This is a genomic window from Saccharopolyspora pogona (assembly GCF_014697215.1).
GTDB lineage: Bacteria > Actinomycetota > Actinomycetes > Mycobacteriales > Pseudonocardiaceae > Saccharopolyspora > Saccharopolyspora hattusasensis.
The window spans coordinates 4,843,104-4,859,512 of record NZ_CP031142.1 but is presented as its reverse complement, the minus strand read 5'-3'; the positions used below and the strand labels follow the sequence as shown (position 1 = coordinate 4,859,512).

Sequence of the window (16,409 nt, the reverse complement as noted above, 5' to 3'; positions counted from 1 at the left end):
CAGCGACTACCCGAGTGATCGTCAACTTAGGGTTGACGACATGCATGCGTCAACTTATGGTTGACGCATGGCTGATTCAGTTGAGTTCTCCGGTCAGGTTCGGCTCGACGACCTGATCCAGTCCATCAAGAAGGCGCACGGCGACGCCCTCGACCAGCTCACCGACGCCGTCATCGCGGCCGAGCACCTCGGGGAGGTCGCGGACCACCTGATCGGGCACTTCGTCGACCAGGCCCGGCGTTCAGGCGCTTCCTGGACCGAGATCGGGAAGAGCATGGGCGTCTCGAAGCAGGCCGCGCAGAAGCGGTTCGTGCCGAAGGGCCACGCAGCGGGTTTCGACCCCAGCCAGGGATTCGGCCGGTTCACCCCTCGGGCCCGCAACGTCGTGGTGCTGGCGCAGAACGCGGCGCGCGACGCGGGCAACGTCGAGATCCTGCCCGAGCACCTGGTGCTGGGGCTGCTCGGCGAGCCCGATGGGATCGCCGCGCAGGTGATCGTCGCGCAAGGGGTGACGCTGGAGGCCGTCCGGGCGGCCGTTACCGCCGCGCTGCCGCCTGCGGCCGACGAGGCGCCGCAGATCCTCCCGTTCGACGGGTCGGCGCGGAAGGCGCTGGAGCTCACCTTCCGCGAGGCCCTGCGGCTCGGCCACAACTACATCGGCACCGAGCACATCCTGCTCGCGCTGCTGGAAAACGAGGACGGCAACGGCGTCCTCTCCGGGCTCGGCATCGACAAGGCCGCCGCTGAGGCCAGCATCACCGCCGCGCTCGCCGCCGTCGTTGCCCAGATGAAGAAATGATCCACCGGCCCAGCCGCCGGTTTCGTGTCGCCCCGGCTCGGGCATCCGCTGAAGATGCAGGCGGTAGGCGGTCGTCTCCGGGCGGAAGGATCGGGTCATGGGTGGCGAGGAATCGGCGGTGGGTCGGGCTCGGTTGACCGAGGAGATCCGCACGTTGCGCGCGCGGCGGCAGCAGCTGGTCGACGAGTTGAGGCAGAGCGACGACCCCGGGGACCGCGGCGACGCCGCGCAGGAGGTGCAGGGCGGCGATGAGCTCGTCGCGATCGACGACCGCATCGCCGAGCTGGAGGGGCTGCTGGCCGGTGGGCAGCCCGACGTCGGAGGACTGGCGCCCGGTACCGAAGTGAGCCTGCGGCAGCCCGACGGCACGACGCAGGACTTCCGGGTGGTGGCCATCCCGGAGGAGATCGCGCCGGGCGAGGAGGACACCTCGCTGACCTCCGACAGTCCGCTGGGGCTGGCGCTGGCCGGCAGCCACCCGGGGGAGACGGTCGATTTCCCGACCCCGGAAGGCAAAACCCGGGTCGAGGTGATCAGCATCCGGCCGCCGAGCTGACCTGCTCCGCCGACTTGCCATCGTGGACAGTCGTGAGTGGGCTTCCGCCACCGCAGCGGCGCGCCCGATGCGCTGGGCAGCGCCACTGCGGAATCGGGGGAGTCTCCTGCCGGGCAGGAGACTCCCCTTCTCACGATGCGGCGCCTACCGGCCTGGCCTCCAGGGACTTCCGCAGTTCCGACTGGCGTTCGCGGTAGGCCGTGACGTTCGCGAGCTTGATCTCCTCGTAGCCGCGGACCATGTCCGGGAGCTCCGCGAGTTCCAGCAGCGCCGGGTGGTCCGGCGTTGCCAGCGCCTCCGCGATCATCTTCCGGTACTCGTCGATCAGTTCTCGCTCGACGCGGCGGACCTTGGCGTAGCCGAACGGGTCCAGGCGGGTGCCGCGGACCTTCCGCGCCGCGCGCAGCAGGCGCAGCACGTGGCGGAACCAGGGGCCGAGGCTGATCTTCCGGTTCATGCCGAGCGCGCGCAGCACCGGCGGGTGCAGCCGGAAGGCGAACCGGGAGCCCGCGCCGAACTGGGCTTCGACGTCGGCCAGCAGCTTCTCGTCGAGCGAGAGCCGGGCGACCTCGTACTCGTCCTTGTAGGCCATCAGCTTGTAGAGGTTGCGTGCCACCGCTTCGGTCACCGCATCGACTCCGCGCCCGCGCACCTCCTCGACGAACTCCGCGTACGTCCGCGCGTAGTCCTCGTCGTGGTAGTCGACGAGGTCCGGGATCCGGATGTCCAGCAGCCGCGCCAGTTCCGAGCCCTCTGCGGCCCTGACCAGCGCCCGCACCCGGCGCGCCGCGGCGCTGGGCTCGCGGGGCTTCGCCGGCGGCGGAGTGATCTCGGCCTGCAGCGCGTCGGGGTCCGCGATCGCCTGGCGGCCGCGGCGGAACGCCTGGATGTTGGCCGCCACCGCAGTTCCGTTCAGCTCGATCGCCCGCTCGATGCTCTCCGCCGACAGCTGCAGCGAACCGGCCTGGTACGCCGCGCCCAGCTGCAGGATGTTGGCGAACTGGTCGTCGTCGAACAGCTGCTCGGCGAGGCCGCGCGCATCCAGGTAGAACGTCCGCGCGGTCGCGTCGTCGAGGGCGGACCGGATGCCCGACTGCACCGGGAACGAGACGGCGGTGTCCACGACCATCCGGCCGGTCGGGACCTCGGTGGTGGACACCACCGCCGTCGTCCGGCCGGCATCGGCCGCGGCGAGGTGCACCGGGTCGGCCGATACCAGCAGGTCGCAACCCAGGTACAGGTCGCATTCGCCGGCGGCCAGTTTCGGCGCCTGCGCAACGGGTTCCGCCGTGATCTTGAGATCGGAGACGACAGCGCCGCCCTTCTGCGCGAGGCCGATCTGGTCGAGCGTGCGTACCTGCCGGCCGTCGATCACCGCCGCCGTCGCGAGGATCTGCGTGACGGTGACGACGCCGGTGCCGCCGATGCCGGTGATGCGGACGGTGAAGTCGCCCGCGCCGCGCTCCGGCTCGGGCAGTTCGCCGGTGCTGACCTCGCTGATCTCGCGGCGGGCCGTGCGGCCGCTGGGCACCACGGTCAAAAACGACGGGCAGTCGCCGGCCAGACAGGAGTAGTCGACGTTGCACGAGGACTGGTGGATCTGCGTCTTTCGGCCGAACTCGGTGGCGGTGGGCTGCACGGACAGGCAGTTGGACTTGGCGCCGCAATCCCCGCAGCCCTCGCACACCCGCTCGTTGATCAGCACCTTCTGCGCCGGCGTGGGCTGCTTGCCCCGGCGGCGCTTGCGACGCTTCTCGGCCGCGCATTCCTGGTCGTGGATGAGCACCGTGACGCCGGGGACAGCGGCCAGTTCTTCCTGCACGCGCAGCAGATCATCGCGGTGCCGGATCTCGACGCCCCGGGGCAGCTTGCCGTTCAACCGCTTTGGCGCGTCGCTGGTGACGATGACCTTGGCGACGCCTTCCAGCAGCAGCGCTTCCGCCAGCCGCGCCAGCGGAAGCGCCCCGACCGCGTCCTGGCCGCCGGTCATCGCCACCGCCGAGTTGTGCAGCAGCTTGTAGGTGATGTTGACCCCGGCGGCGACGGTCGCGCGGACGGCGAGGCTGCCGGAGTGCGTGAAAGTGCCGTCGCCGATGTTCTGCACGAAGTGCTCGGTGCCGACGAACGGCGACATGCCGATCCACTGGGTGCCCTCGCCGCCCATTTGCGTGATGCCGACGACGTCGCCGACCTGGTCGGCGTCCATGAACAGCGCCATCGTGTGGCAGCCGATCCCGGCGCCCACCACGGTCCCTTCCGGCACCTTCGTCGACGAGTTGTGCGGGCAGCCCGAGCAAAAGTACGGCGTGCGCGCCAGCAGCGGCACGGCGATGCGTTCGCGGCGGCGGCGCTGCCGCCAGGCGTTGATCGGCTCCACCTCGCCGTGCGCGGTCAGGCGCCCGGCCAGACCCTTGGCGATGCGGTCCGGGTCGAGCTCGCCGAGCTCGGTGAACAGGGTGCCGCCGTCCGGCCCCTTCTTGCCGTGGACGGCCGGGGCGTCTGGGCGGCCGTAGAGGATCTCCTTGATCGCCGTTTCGAGGAACGAGCGCTTCTCCTCGACCACCACGATCTCGCTCAAACCGGTCGCGAAGTCCCGGACCAGCTGCGGGTCGAGCGGGTAGATCGCGCCGAGCTTGAGCAGCCGGATCCCGTACCGGGCCAGGTCCGCGTCGTCGAGGCCGAGCGCGCGCAGCGCCTGCCGGATGTCCAAATAGGACTTCCCGGCCGCCACGATGCCGATCCGGTCCGCCGGGCCCGAGCGCACCACCTGGTTGACGCCACTGCGCCGGAGGTACTCGACCGCCAGCGGCAGACGGAGGTTGTGCAGACTGTGCTCCAACACAGCGAGCTCGGCGCCGAGCAGGCGGGCGCTGGGGCGGTGCGAGTACGGCTTCAACTCGGCCGGGATCGCGGGTGCGGTCCAGGTCGGCGCCACAACCGCTGTTCCGGCCGCATCCGCCACGTTGGCGACGACCTTCAGCGACGTCCACAATCCGCTGGCCCGCGACAGCTCCACCGCGTGCAGCCCGAAATCGAGCAGGTCCTGCGAGTCCGCCGGGAAGAACACCGGCATCGCCAGGTCCGCGAGCGCCGCCTCCGAGGCCGCCGGAACCGTCGAGGACTTCGCGTTCGGGTCGTCGCCGACGAGCGCGACCGCGCCGCCGCGCGGGTTCGCGCCCGCGAGATTGGCGTGGCGCAGCGCGTCGCTGGCCCGGTCCAGGCCCGGTGCCTTGCCGTACCAGACGCCCACCACCCCGTCCGGGCGCTGCGTGCCGAGGCCTTCGGTGAGCTGGCTGCCCATCACCGACGTCGCGGCCAGCTCCTCGTTCAGGCCCGGCCGGTGGACCACGTCGTGATCGGCGAGCAGCTTCGAGCGGCGGGCCAGCTCCAGGTCGAACCCGGCCAGCGGCGAGCCCTCGTAGCCGGAGACGAAAGCCGCGGTGCGGTACCCGGCGCGGCGGTCGTGGCGGATCCGGTCGAACAACAGCCGCACCAGGGCCTGCACCCCGGTCACGTAGACGGTGCCCGATTCCTGGAGGTAGCGGTCGTCCAGGGTGTAGGCGGCCATGTCGAACTCCTTTGTCGCGGACCCGCGGGTCGTGATCGACGCCACTTCAACCGAAGTTGGGCGTGGCGCACAACACCGCGACCCGAAACGATGGTCAGCACGCAAACATCGGCGGTTCAGGGGCTTTTGCGCGCCCGAATTTTGCGTACCATCGCTGCCCATGGCCGAAGCGACGCTCGATGCGACAGATCACGAAATCCTGGCCCTGCTGCGCGAGGACGCGCGGCGGACGCTGTCGGACATCGCGACCCGGGTGACGCTGTCCACGGCGGCCGTGAAGCGGCGGATCGACCGGCTGCAGGAGATCGGGGTGATCCTCGGCTACACCGTGCAGGTGGATCACGCGAAGCTTGGTTCGGGCGTGGAAGCGTTCATCGAGCTGCGGTTCCTGGGCACCAGCGGAGTGGACGAGATCATCCAGACGACGACCCGAATGCCCGAGGCGCAGGCGGTGTTCACCATCGCGGGCGACCCCGACGCGCTGGTGTGGCTGCGCGTCCGCGACATGGCGCACCTGCAGCGCACCATTGACGAGATCCGCCGTAGCCACCGGGTCACCAGCACCAAGACCCTGATAGCGCTCGACTCCTGGCAACGCGGCCGCCGCTAGGAGGCTGTTTCCAGGAAGAACACCCGTGAGTGTTTTTGGGTGCCATAGCACCCAATAGCGCTCACGGGTGTTCTTGCGGTGGTCGACCGGGCCGAACGGCTCGGCGGTGAGTGCGCGGTACCGGCCTGGAAGATCCCCGGGCTCGGCAAGATGGCCGTCGTCCGGGACCTGGACGGCAACCGCATCGGCCGCTGGGAGCGCCGAGCTGCCGGAAGGCTCAAGCCACACGTTGTCGGGCAGTTCCGCCCGGGAACCCTGCCCGCAGCCGACGATCTGGGCTCCGCCTTGGCGTCCGGGTCCACCTCGCGGATCGCCTGGCCTGCGACGCGGGTCATGGCCACCAGCGTCTCCACGGTGCCGTTGAAGAACGGCGGATTTCCGATGTCCCAGATCTCGTAGGACTCGATACGGCCCTTGGAGTGCGCGACCACCGTGCGCACGAAGTGGTCCCATTCGCAGATCGTCGGGCGGGTCGGTCCGGGAATCGCCCTTGTACGGCGTCAGCTGGCCGTTCGGCGCCGCCCAGCCCGGGGTCCCGCCGAAGGTCAGCACCACCGGCAGGTTGGCGGATTCCGCGCCCGAGAGCAGCGTGTCCAGCGTCGTCCAGTCGAACCGGCCGCGTTCCGGTTCCAGCTTCTGCCAGCGGGTCTTCGAATCCCACAGGCGCATCGAGCCGAGCGGGAAGTCGGGCATCACCCCGGTCGAGCTGTTCTTCGTCGCCCCCACGAACGCGGGCGGGACCGGGTCCGGGTTGATCGGCGCGGCGGCGGAAGGCTCGGTTTCCTCGTCGGCCTCGGTGCCCGGCTCGGTGGGATCCGCTTCGGATTGCGCCTTCGGGCTTGCCGAATTCACCTACTCCCACAGCCGGTAGAGCCTGGACAACTCGTCGCGGTCGGCGCCGCAGATCTTGGCGATCTCCTCGACGGTGCCGAAGCTGGCCGCCACGCTCTGCCCGCTGCAGTACCGGTGCACGGTCGACCGGCCGGGATGCGCGCGGTTGCCGATCTGCTCGTCGCTGTAGCCGCTGCGGCGTTTCAGTTGGTTGAGCGCGCCCGCCAGTGCTTCGGTGTTTCAGGTCGCGTCACGCCCGCCCCTCGTCGTCCTCGACGTCGTGGGACCGGAAGTGTTCCACTCGATCATCCCGGGCGGGGATGGGATGTCCCAGATGCTGTCGTTCCTACAGGTAGGAGGCGGTGTTTCGTCCCGGCGTCCCATCCCGACGCGATCTCCTTGCCGAGTCGAGCCGCTGGCCGCGAGGATGTTGGCGTCGCCGGGTTAACCGCTTGCGGGAAACCGGGGTGAGGTCCGGGAGCGGTCACGTTTCTGGGGGAAGCGTGGCCGCAACCGGCAACCGCTGCGGTCAGCTCGCGACCGGTGGCCGGGTCAGGTCGTGGTGGGTGGCGCCGTAGGTGTCCTCGCCGAGGGTCCGCTCCGCGAGGCTCCAGCGGAGTTCCCCGCGGTTGCGGCGACCGGCCTGGCGGAGCAGCTGGTCCAGGCGCTGTTGCGCGTCGTCGAAGCTGGCGTGCAGCGAGATGTGCCGACGTTGGCCGTCGAACAGCGGGATGCGTGTGCCTTCGCCGTCCACCACGAGCACCCACACCGCCGCCGCGGCCCGGTCGGCGTTCATCCGGGCGCGGACCTCGGTGGTGCTGCCCGGCGCGGCACCGAGGTGCTCGACGACCTCGGTCACCGACGCGGCCAAGCCGAGACGGCAGAGTTGCCGCGCCACCTGGAAATCCGAAGCGCGCAGCTGTTCCGCGAGCGCCGGCAGGAACGTTCGCCGCCGCCAGCCCGCGATGAGCTCGCGTTCGTCGGTCGCGGTCCAGTACCGCCGTTCCTCGGCGGCGTAGTTCCGCAGCGCGACGGCGCGCCAGTCGTAGTCGGGTTCGTCGGCGAGTTTCGTGCGCAACCAACTTTCCCGAGCCCGCGCGCCGCGCACGGCATCGCCCGGGATCAGGTACTTGAGCCTGCCCTCGACAGCGCCGACACTGCGCTGCAACTCCGCGGCGATGTCCGCCAGCTCGGCACCTTGCCGCAACGCGTCGATCAACTGGGCGTAGTCACCGTCGAACCAGTACTCCTGCTCGCGCCCGCCTGCCTGTGGTAATTCGCTCATGCATTCGAAGCTAGCCACCGCGAAGCGCGTCGAGTAAGGCCCAACAGTGCGACGAGATACCGCTGATCAGGCGTTTCTGCGTTGCGCCCGCGGGGTGCGGAAGCGGATCAGGAAGCCGAGCAGCACCAGGCCCAGCAGCAAACTCCCTGGTCGGTGACGAGCTCACGGTGGAGCGCGCCACCGGTGATGTCGAAGTCACCAAGATCTCCGCCGAGCGGCTGGAATCCACGCTGCGCGACCTCGACGTGGCGCTCAGCGCGGCGGAGTTCGACGCGCTCGGGGTGAAGCGCGAATCCACTGTGGATGAATGAGCTTGACTTCGAGTAATATGGAGGTTCCAGGATGATTGAGCAAGCCGTTCATCGTGGAGGGAAAACGAAAATGTCCGAAGACGTGTTGCGCTTGGGGATCATCGTCGGCAGCACCAGGGAGGGCCGCTTCGCCGGGACGGTTTCCGGTTGGTTCGCCGACCTGGCGAGGCAGCACCCGGGGCTGGAGGTCGACGTCATCGACCTCGCCGAGCTCGACCTGCCGTCGGTGCACCCGGCCGACCTCACCCCGGAACTGCTGGCCTACACCGCCCGGCTGGCCGTCTCGGACGCGTTCGTGGTGGTCACCCCGGAGTACAACCACGGCTATCCGGCATCGCTGAAGTACGCCATCGACTCCGCGCACGCGGAGTGGCAGACCAAACCGGTCGGATTCGTCTCCTACGGCGGGATTTCGGGTGGCCTGCGGGCGGTCGAGCAGCTCCGCCAGGTCTTCGCGGAGCTGCACGCGGTGACCGTGCGCGAAACCGTTAGCTTCCACGGCGTCCACGACTGCTTCGATGAGTCTGGTAGCCCCAAGGACGACACGGGCCCGGCGGGCGCGGCCAAGTTGATGCTGGACCAGGTCATCTGGTGGGCGCACGCGGCGAAGGAGGCGCGGATCCGGCGTCCGTACCGATGATTCTCGGCCAGTCGGCCCCTTGTCGAGGCTGCCGGGGCGCGCGAAGCTACCCGGCAGCGGACGACTTCGTCGTGGAGGGCCCAACTGTTCGGGGAGCTGGGTAAAGATGTGTCGACCCTTCGTGCGCCCGCCCCGGCTGCCGCCCGCCCCGTCGCCATTCGCCGAGACCGTCGGGGACGGTCGTGCGGTGGTGCTGCGCGACGGCCTGTCGTTCGAGGCCCGCTGGTCCCGCCCGACGCCGGAAGTCGGCACCACCTACACCACGCCGGCCGGCGAGCTCGGCAGCGACCTGCTCGTACACCACCCCAGATTCCGCACAGCGCAACACAATCCGCGCCCGCACGGCCATCCGCGAAGCCCCCTGAGACCATCGATGGAGCTGATCACGCTCGTCATCGCTCAACACGAGTACCTTGACGGCAGCTGGAAGATTCAGGTCTCTGACCATGCGCTCCACAGCGACCCAGTGGGGCAGATCCTTCTCGCCGAAGAACACGATGTCCGGTTGCACGATGTTGAAAAACTTCATGATGATGGTGCACATGCCGGTCAGTTGACCGTCCTTGCTCAGTCCCGTCCGCTCCAGCATTTCGACGAGTCGCCCGCCGACACTCACGGTGGTCGCGAACTTGTCCGGGTAGATTTCCTGGACTTCGGGGCGAACAGAGCGTCGACGCCATGGCCGGCGGCGATCGCCGCGTCCCGCTGCTCGTCGCGAGGATAACCGTTGAAATCGGCGGCACCGGTGAACTGGGCAGGGTTATTGATCGGGAACTTATAGGTGTGATCTTCGTTGTTCTGGCATGATCGCTGGTGTGCGGGACGCGCGGAGGTTGTCGCCTGAGGCGCAGGAGGATTTGCGGCGCAGGGTGGTCGCTGCTGTTCATGGTGGGATGAGTCAGGTCGAGGCGGCCCGGGTGTTCGCGGTGGCCCCGCAGTCGGTGTCCAGATGGGTGCAGGCGTGGCGGAAACGTGGCTCGAAGGGTCTCACCGGGCGTCGCCGGGGTCGCAAGTCCGGCGAGCAGAAAGCGTTGAGTGCCCGCCGGCAGCGCAAGCTGCGGTATGCGGTGGCCGAGCACACCCCGGCCACGTTCGGGCTGGCCGGCCTGGTGTGGACCCGCAAGACAGTGGCCGAGCTGATCCGGGTGCGCCACGGCATCGTGTTGAACCTGCGCACCGTCGGCAACTACCTGCGTTCCTGGGGATTGTCGCCGCAGAAACCGATCCGCAAGGCCTACGAACAGGACCCCGAGTCCGTACGCCGATGGCTGGAGGAGGACTACCTGGCCATCGCCGCCCGCGCCCGCCGCGAGGGCGCACTGATCCTGTGGCTGGATCAGACCGGGATCCGCTCCGACGCCACCGTGGCCCGCACCTGGGCACCGGCGGGCCAGACACCGGTGGTGGGCAAAACGGGTAAACGATTCAGCGTGAACGCGATGTGCGCGATCGGGAACAAAGGCGAGCTGTACTTCACCGTCTACACCGGCTCGTTCAACGGCAAGGTGTTCCTGTCGTTCCTGGACCGGCTGACCCGCCATCTGGACCGCAAGGTCCACCTGATCGTTGACGGACACCCCGTCCACCGCCGCAAGACTATCCAGCAATGGATCACCAAGCACGCTGAGGCGATCGCGATGCACTTCCTGCCGGGATACAGCCCCGAACTCAACCCCGACGAGCTACTCAATGCCGACCTCAAACGCACCGTTTCCACCAGCACAGCCCCCAAAACCCGCGCCGAGTTAAAACAAGCGGTCCGCTCCTTCCTCCACCGGCTCCAGAAGCTGCCCGACCGAGTTCGCTCCTACTTCGGCAAACCCGAAGTTCGCTACGCCGCCTAACATCACACATTTGCCACCCGGATCAATAACGAACAGGGAAACGACCACTACGTCGCACTCGCGCCCCGCAGCCTGCATCAGGGATTCATGCCCAGCGTGGAACGCGCCCATGGTGGGAACGAAACCGACACGGCATCCCTTGGCCCGTGCTTCTCTCACGAAGTCCCGGATCTCAGCGATCGTGCGCACTAACTTCATGTTGCGTACTCATTTCTGTGCCGACGATGTGCAAGCCAGGTCTCTGGTTGCCTCGACAAGTGCGTCGAACAGTCCCAACAACTGCGGGCACCGCTGTCCGATCGAGGAACGCTGGCGAGCGACTGTCACCTTGTCTCCGCGTACGATCGGTCCGGTCAACGATTGTCGGGATCCGAATTGCCCCCAGTTCTGGACAGCCGCTTCCACCAGGGGCAAGAAAGCCTCGCGGCCAACTCCGGCGGTCGCTGCGACGTCTTCGGCCATGCCCAACACCGTGACGACGAAGTTCGCCGCCACCGACGCCGCAGCGTGGTACGCGGCCCGATCCCCTTCTGAGACCGTGATCGGCCGCATTCCCAACAGCACGGCCAACTTTCGGGAAACGCCCAAGGCGCGCTCTGTCGTACCCGCGATCGCCGCCGCACAACCCGCAAACCGAGCAGGCGCGGCATTCGTTATCCTCATCAGCGGATGCAAGGAGAACCCCTCGTGCGCCCCCAGCGCAGCCAGGCCGGTCGCCCCCGAGCAATGCCCGACCACGATGCCTTGTTCGAGTCCAGCAGCTATCGGATTTTCACTTTCTCCGGTTTCTCTTAGTGAAAGCATGACGAACATCCGGATCTCCGGCACTCAGCGGGATCCTTGCGGACCTTGAACGTGCCCTGCCAGTGCGGTCGCAACCCGTTATCACGCCACAGTTTCGCTACATACTTGTGAGACACGACCACGTCCTCGGTGCGCTTGATATAGCCGGCCATCTGCCGGTTCGACCAATGCGACAGGCCCGTCTCATCCGGCGGGCTCGCCAGCGTCAGCGCCAGGATTCGCCCACGAATCCTGGCTGGAACCTCAGCGGAATGCCAGGTTCGCCCATGGCCGGCGCCAGGGTTCGGGTCGCGCAGATCGTCCCCGGCCGGTAGTGCGGTTGTCCGAAAACGGACAGGTTTGCCCTGCGGCATTGCTTCTCCGCGCCGGAACGAACCAGAATCAAGTAATCGTCGCTGACAGCGTTGTCAACGGGGTGGAGAGCATTGAGTATTGAGCACTCTCGCCGACGGATTCTCCAGGCGTCCGGCGCAGGTGGACTTGCGCTCGTGGCCGCCGGATTGGTGACGCCGACGGCCTGGGCGCGGGCCGTGGCCGCGCAGCCGATCGTTTCGCAGCGCCAGGGCGCCTCGGACGACGTGGCGGCAACTTACCTGAGGGTGTTGCTGCGGCACACGCGCTGGGCCGAGCGACAGTTCGACCGGGCCGCGGGAATCTACCCTGCCAAGGACTTCACGTTCGCCGTGGTTCTCGGCAACGCCGTCCTGCTGACTAGGGAGGGCTACGACGCGACGGTCGCTGGGGTCGAGCGGGAGATGCTGCACCGGCACACCGTCGACACGATCCGCCACTTCGCCGCATCGAACGTGATCAACGGCGGCACCGAGTGGGGGCGCCGGCTGTACTTCGACACGACGTTCCAGTCTTATTTCCAGCTCGCCGGTCGTCTACTGTGGAGTGATCTGGACGATGCTACAAGGGCGAACCTAGACAAGATCGCGATCGGCCAAGCGGTCTATACGGCGGGGCTGGGCTCAGGTGACGACCCGCTGTCGGGTGGCTGGACGCCACTCGGATTGTCCGGTGGGCACGTCGGGGACACCAAGTTAGAGGAGATGGGCGTCTACGCCCAGGCACTGACCCCGGGAATCGCTTGGGCGCCGAATGACCCGCAAGCCGTGGCGTGGCGTGAGTGGTTTGGTAAGTGGACACGCAACGAGACGAGCCTGCCCGTCGCGGACCTGGCCAACCCGTGTGTGGTGGACGGCGTGCCGATCTCGGCCAACACCGCCGAGAACCTGTACGACACGTTCCTGGTCGAGAACCACGGTTCGTTCGGCCCGCACTATCAGGAGGAGCTGTGGCGCACCTCCGGGCGCAACGCGATGCATTTCCTGCTCGCGGGGCAGCCGCTGCCGGAGGTACTCACCGCACAGCCGAACGGCGAGCGGCTGTGGCACACCATGCTGCTGATGGCCAGCGACGCGGGCGAACCGTTGATGCCGATGGTGGCGGACCGCGAGCATCTTTACGGTCGCGACGTCCTTCCGCTCGCCTTCCGCGCCCAAGTCCTCGGCGACCGTTACGCCGCACGCGCCGAGGTGCAGCTTGCCGAGCGGCTCGAGCCCTACCAGGCGTACCCGCCGGCCGATCGCATCACGAAGTTCTCCGGTGAGCCGAAGTACGAGCCAGAGGCCCGCGCGGAAATCGCGATCAGCTACCTGCTGCACGAGTGGCGCGCGAGTCACAGTGGCCCGGTGCAGGCGGTGAGCCAGGCCGAGTTCGACGCGTACGCGATAGGCGTGAACGATTTCGGTGAGGGGCCCGGATTGATGGCGCACCGAACGTCTTCCGCGTGGACGGCGGCGGTGAGCAAGCCGGGCTTCGTCAAGTTCGCCTGGCAGCCCCATCACGACGACTGGCTGTTCGTCGTAAGCGGTGCGACGCCGATGCTCTTGCCGTCGACGGCGCTCAAGACACTGAAGCGGAACGCCGCGACCTGGACGAAGGTGCGGGACGGTTTCGACGCGACCGCAGCGGTGCTGAAGTTCGACAACGGATACGCCGGTTTCGCCACGCTGCCCTCGGGCGCCGCGGTATACGCGACGACCGGCTTGGCCTCGGGCGAGGGCGTCGTGTCGGTCTACAACCTCGACATGCCTGGCATTCCGGGACTGAACGGTAAACGTACTTACCACACCGCCGAGGGGACCGTGACCGTCCCGGCCGCTCCCGCACCCCCGCCCGGCGGCGGCCGGACCGACGAGGTCGCTTTCCCTGCGGTCACGGCACGCTACGTCCGGATGCTCGGCGTGCTACCGGATCCGGCGTACGGCTATTCGGTGTTGTCCTTCGAAGTGCGCGACGGCGCCGACGGGACCGACCTTGCCCGCGCGGGTACCGCGTTCGCCTCGTCAGCGTCGCCAGGCAAGGAAGCGAAGTACGCGACCGACGGCGATGCGACCACGCGATGGGCGGTCGCCACGGCCGATCGCCCGTGCGCCGACAGCTGGCTCGCCGTCGATCTTGGCTCGGCACAGCGGTTCGACCGCGTCAAAATCGTGTGGGAGGCTGCGGCCGGACGGTGGTACCGCATCGAGACCTCGCAGGACGGGGATACCTGGACCGCTGCGGCGATCTACCCGCGACCGGCGGTCAGCACCAACGGAGACTGGCTCAACGTCGATGGGCGTGCCGGGTTCGTCGTGACCGGTTCCCCGAACCCGATCACCGTCACCGGTGACCAGATCCTGCTCTCCGACGGCAGCGCGGCACCCCTGCAAGTCGAATGCCACCCGGATCCGCGCACCCTGGCCACTGCGGCGACGGCGCCGAGTCCGACATCCAGTGTCGCCGCGGTGCGCACTTCCGTGGTCGACGGATACCTCGTCATGCTCAATCTGTCCGGCTCGGCGGTGCGCGGGACCGTCGTACTGCCCGAGGCCGGAGGCGCCGTCTCGCTCTACCGTGGCGTTCAGGTGATCACGAAGGCCGGCAGTGAACTCACGATGTCGTTGGCCGAAGCGGAAGGACGGGTCGAACCGGCTTGGTTTACCGTGCGCGCCGCCGCAGGGCCGCATCTGCCCGCCGGCCTACAGGCGACCGTCGCCGACGGCGCGACACTCCGGCTCACGGCACCCGCCGGACCGCCACTGCGCCTCCAGGTGCAGCCCGCCGGCGAGCCACCGCGCCACGTGGCGGTGCCGGGACGCCGCACGGTGACGATCAAGGCCCGCAACACCCGGCCCTACCCACTGGATGATCTCGCCCTGGGGGCCACAACGTTCCCGACCGAACCGCTGCCCCCGGGGATGTCCGCACCGAGCGCAGCGGTCGACGGCGACGAGCGGACCTCCTGGCACCCGGGCCCCGACGGCCGGATGGTCGTCGACCTCGGCGCGGTCTGGCAGCTCGGTGAGGTCGAACTGACGTGGACCGACGGGCTGCCGCCCGCCGTCACCGTCGAAACGAGCACCGACGGGCGTACATACACGCCAGCGCCCCCACCGACCTCCCGCAGGAGCACGACAGTGCGCTTGGCCGGTGCCGCGCGCTACGTGGCGATCCGGGTACACGGCGGTCATGCCGGGGACGCCGAACTCACCAGGATGAGGGTGCGGCCAGCAGGGTTCGGTTGATCATGTGGTCGGCCTCGTCCGGGGATAGCCGAGCTCCTGGACAATTCGCGACATAGCGATACGAGACGGACACGCCCTCGGTGCGGGTGACTAGTGTCACGCGCCGGAAATCCGTGAGATATATCGTGCGAGGGAGTCAAGGATCTCCTCCGCGGTCTTCTTCCAGACGAACGGCTTCGGATCCTCGTTCCAGCCCTTGATCCACTCCCGGACGTCTTTCTCCAGCGCCGCAACGCTTTTGTGGACGCCGCGACGAAGGAGTTGATCGGTGAGGAAGCCAAACCAGCGCTCGACCTGGTTAATCCAGGACGAACCGGTGGGAGTGAAATGCATATGGAAACGCGGATGCCTGGCCAGCCATGCGTTGATGGCGGGCGTCTTGTGAGTGGACAGGTTGTCGCACACCAGATATACGTCCAACTCAGCGGGAACGGTCTTGTCGATGGTGACCAGGAACTTCTTGAACTCCACCGCCCGACGCCGCCGGTGGATCTCGGAGATCACCGTGCCATCGGCGATGTCGAACGCCGCGAACAGACTGGTCACACCGTGGCGGACGTAGTCATGGCTGCGACGTTCCGGCATCCCGGGCATCGCCGGCAGCACCGGCTGGGACCGATCCAGCGCCTGCATGCCCGACTTCTCATCCACGCACAACACCACCGCCTTCTCCGGCGGATTGTGGTACAGGCCAACAACATCGACGACCTTCTCCACGAACAACGGATCGCTCGACAGCTTGAACCTGTCGACCAGATGCGGTTTGAGCTCGAACTTCTGCCAGATTCGTCCGATCGTGGATTTGGACAACCCCGACTTCTCCGCCATCGACTTACGCGTCCAGTGCGTCGCGTTCTTCGGCTTCTCTTCCAGCGTCGCGGTGATCACCTCCTCGACCTTGTCCAACAGGATCGAGGGCGGCCGACCCGGCCGAGGCTCGTCGACCAAGCCCTCCAACCGCTTGTCCACGAACCGTCGCCGCCACTTGTTCACAGTGTTCGCCGATATCCGCAGATCAGCGGCGACCTGCTTGTTGGTCATCCCCGGCTCCGCACACGCCAGCACGATCCGCGACCGCAACGCCAGGGCCTGCGACGACTTCGCCCGCCGCGACCACCGGATCAACTGCCCACGCTCGGCATCGGTCAACACCAACTCCGCTTTCGGACGCCCAGTTCGAGACACAGCAACCATCGTAACGACTTAGCGCGCCAATTTTCGGCGCGACACACTAGTAGGTGGCTGGTGTTTTTCGGGAAAAGTCAAGCAGGCGCCTCGAACTTCGAGGCTCAGGGTGGGCTGATTCGGTCGGCGACCGTCTTTCCGGCCGCCTATGGTGATCTCAGTCCTGCACGATTTGTCTGGATCGGTCTTGCGATGAAAATGAGGCCGTTCGACACCGGCCACGTACGGCGTTGTGGGCGTGTCGGCGGTATCTGAGGGTGCGACGGGCGCGCTTGCGGGTGCTGGCGGTGGCCACTGTGTTGACCCTCCCGGTTGGGGGTCGGCGCACACGTGGGCCATGTCGCACGGGAGCGGCCCCCGGCGGGGCGTCCAGAGCGTGCGCGGAAGTTGTGCGCACA

14 protein-coding genes and 2 pseudogenes are annotated in these 16,409 nt (G+C 67.8%); 8 read left to right on the top strand and 8 right to left on the bottom strand.

Annotated features, from left to right (window positions below; genetic code table 11):
* The first annotated feature begins 67 nt into the window (after positions 1–67).
* Both DL519_RS22200 and DL519_RS22195 read left to right on the top strand, forming a co-directional pair.
* A complete protein-coding gene (locus DL519_RS22200; protein WP_190817638.1) occupies positions 68–799 on the top strand; it encodes a Clp protease N-terminal domain-containing protein in 732 nt (243 codons plus the stop codon).
* A gap of 97 nt (positions 800–896) precedes the next feature.
* On the top strand, positions 897–1,355 hold the full coding sequence (locus tag DL519_RS22195; protein WP_190817636.1) for a GreA/GreB family elongation factor: 459 nt from the start codon (positions 897–899) through the stop codon (positions 1,353–1,355).
* A 130-nt stretch (positions 1,356–1,485) separates the two neighbouring features.
* On the opposite strand, the gene DL519_RS22190 is transcribed toward DL519_RS22195, so the two are convergent.
* Complete coding sequence (locus tag DL519_RS22190) at positions 1,486–4,968, bottom strand: indolepyruvate ferredoxin oxidoreductase family protein (protein WP_397544967.1); 3,483 nt, start codon at positions 4,966–4,968, stop codon at positions 1,486–1,488.
* Between the two features lie 115 nt (positions 4,969–5,083).
* Here DL519_RS22190 and DL519_RS22185 point away from each other — a divergent pair, with 115 nt between their 5' ends.
* Together DL519_RS22185 and DL519_RS22180 are read left to right on the top strand one after the other, a co-directional pair.
* Positions 5,084–5,533 carry an Lrp/AsnC family transcriptional regulator gene (locus DL519_RS22185; protein WP_190817632.1) on the top strand — a complete coding sequence of 150 codons (450 nt, stop codon included), beginning with the start codon at positions 5,084–5,086 and terminating at the stop codon, positions 5,531–5,533.
* Between the two features lie 78 nt (positions 5,534–5,611).
* The gene (locus DL519_RS22180; RefSeq protein WP_190817630.1) at positions 5,612–5,932 is read left to right on the top strand and encodes a VOC family protein; all 321 of its coding nucleotides are present in this window, start codon (positions 5,612–5,614) and stop codon (positions 5,930–5,932) included.
* 171 nt (positions 5,933–6,103) lie between these two features.
* On the opposite strand, the pseudogene DL519_RS50250 reads toward DL519_RS22180, so the two are convergent.
* The 3 genes and pseudogenes from DL519_RS50250 to DL519_RS22165 all read right to left on the bottom strand — a co-directional run.
* Positions 6,104–6,202: pseudogene (locus DL519_RS50250) on the bottom strand (hypothetical protein); the annotation flags it as partial.
* 183 nt (positions 6,203–6,385) lie between these two features.
* The gene (locus DL519_RS22170) at positions 6,386–6,592 is read right to left on the bottom strand and encodes a helix-turn-helix domain-containing protein (RefSeq protein WP_190824150.1); all 207 of its coding nucleotides are present in this window, start codon (positions 6,590–6,592) and stop codon (positions 6,386–6,388) included.
* 301 nt (positions 6,593–6,893) lie between these two features.
* Positions 6,894–7,649: a hypothetical protein gene (locus tag DL519_RS22165; protein ID WP_190817629.1), complete on the bottom strand. Its 756-nt coding sequence runs from the start codon at positions 7,647–7,649 to the stop codon at positions 6,894–6,896.
* Positions 7,650–7,816: 167 nt separating this feature from the next.
* Here DL519_RS22165 and DL519_RS22160 point away from each other — a divergent pair, with 167 nt between their 5' ends.
* Positions 7,817–7,960: a hypothetical protein gene (locus DL519_RS22160; RefSeq protein ID WP_190817627.1), complete on the top strand. Its 144-nt coding sequence runs from the start codon at positions 7,817–7,819 to the stop codon at positions 7,958–7,960.
* Positions 7,961–8,030: 70 nt separating this feature from the next.
* A complete protein-coding gene (locus DL519_RS22155; protein ID WP_190817625.1) occupies positions 8,031–8,600 on the top strand; it encodes an NADPH-dependent FMN reductase in 570 nt (189 codons plus the stop codon).
* 46 nt (positions 8,601–8,646) lie between these two features.
* Here the strand turns inward: DL519_RS22155 and DL519_RS47000 are convergent.
* Positions 8,647–9,368: pseudogene (locus DL519_RS47000) on the bottom strand (pantoate--beta-alanine ligase).
* A 35-nt stretch (positions 9,369–9,403) separates the two neighbouring features.
* Between DL519_RS47000 and DL519_RS22140 the strand changes: the two are divergent.
* A complete protein-coding gene (locus DL519_RS22140; protein WP_190812838.1) occupies positions 9,404–10,444 on the top strand; it encodes an IS630 family transposase in 1,041 nt (346 codons plus the stop codon).
* Here DL519_RS22140 and DL519_RS50245 read toward each other — a convergent pair.
* A complete protein-coding gene (locus DL519_RS50245; RefSeq protein ID WP_190817623.1) occupies positions 10,346–10,642 on the bottom strand; it encodes a pantoate--beta-alanine ligase in 297 nt (98 codons plus the stop codon). The two genes, DL519_RS22140 and DL519_RS50245, sit on opposite strands and share 99 nt — an antisense overlap.
* Positions 10,643–10,651: 9 nt before the next feature.
* Positions 10,652–11,272, bottom strand: coding sequence for a DUF2520 domain-containing protein (locus tag DL519_RS22130; RefSeq protein ID WP_190817621.1), 621 nt, complete (start codon positions 11,270–11,272; stop codon positions 10,652–10,654).
* A gap of 464 nt (positions 11,273–11,736) precedes the next feature.
* Between DL519_RS22130 and DL519_RS22125 the strand changes: the two genes are divergently transcribed.
* Positions 11,737–14,826, top strand: a complete 3,090-nt coding sequence (locus tag DL519_RS22125) for a discoidin domain-containing protein (protein ID WP_190817619.1) — start codon at positions 11,737–11,739, stop codon at positions 14,824–14,826.
* A 96-nt stretch (positions 14,827–14,922) separates the two neighbouring features.
* On the opposite strand, the gene DL519_RS22120 is transcribed toward DL519_RS22125, so the two are convergent.
* Positions 14,923–16,020 (bottom strand): IS630 family transposase, encoded by a 1,098-nt coding sequence (locus DL519_RS22120; protein WP_190817617.1) that lies wholly within the window; start codon positions 16,018–16,020, stop codon positions 14,923–14,925.
* Positions 16,021–16,409: the final 389 nt, after the last annotated feature.

What these genes read in the sequence shown, in the direction of transcription:
- DL519_RS22155 (WP_190817625.1), top strand. Translation starts at nt 8,031, where the DNA reads ATGTCCGAAGACGTGTTGCGCTTGGGGATCATCGTCGGCAGCACCAGG.
- DL519_RS22165 (WP_190817629.1), bottom strand. Translation starts at nt 7,649, where the DNA reads ATGAGCGAATTACCACAGGCAGGCGGGCGCGAGCAGGAGTACTGGTTC.
- DL519_RS22185 (WP_190817632.1), top strand. Translation starts at nt 5,084, where the DNA reads ATGGCCGAAGCGACGCTCGATGCGACAGATCACGAAATCCTGGCCCTG.
- DL519_RS22120 (WP_190817617.1), bottom strand. Translation starts at nt 16,020, where the DNA reads ATGGTTGCTGTGTCTCGAACTGGGCGTCCGAAAGCGGAGTTGGTGTTG.
- DL519_RS22140 (WP_190812838.1), top strand. Translation starts at nt 9,404, where the DNA reads ATGATCGCTGGTGTGCGGGACGCGCGGAGGTTGTCGCCTGAGGCGCAG.
- DL519_RS22195 (WP_190817636.1), top strand. Translation starts at nt 897, where the DNA reads ATGGGTGGCGAGGAATCGGCGGTGGGTCGGGCTCGGTTGACCGAGGAG.
- DL519_RS50245 (WP_190817623.1), bottom strand. Translation starts at nt 10,642, where the DNA reads ATGAAGTTAGTGCGCACGATCGCTGAGATCCGGGACTTCGTGAGAGAA.
- DL519_RS22200 (WP_190817638.1), top strand. Translation starts at nt 68, where the DNA reads ATGGCTGATTCAGTTGAGTTCTCCGGTCAGGTTCGGCTCGACGACCTG.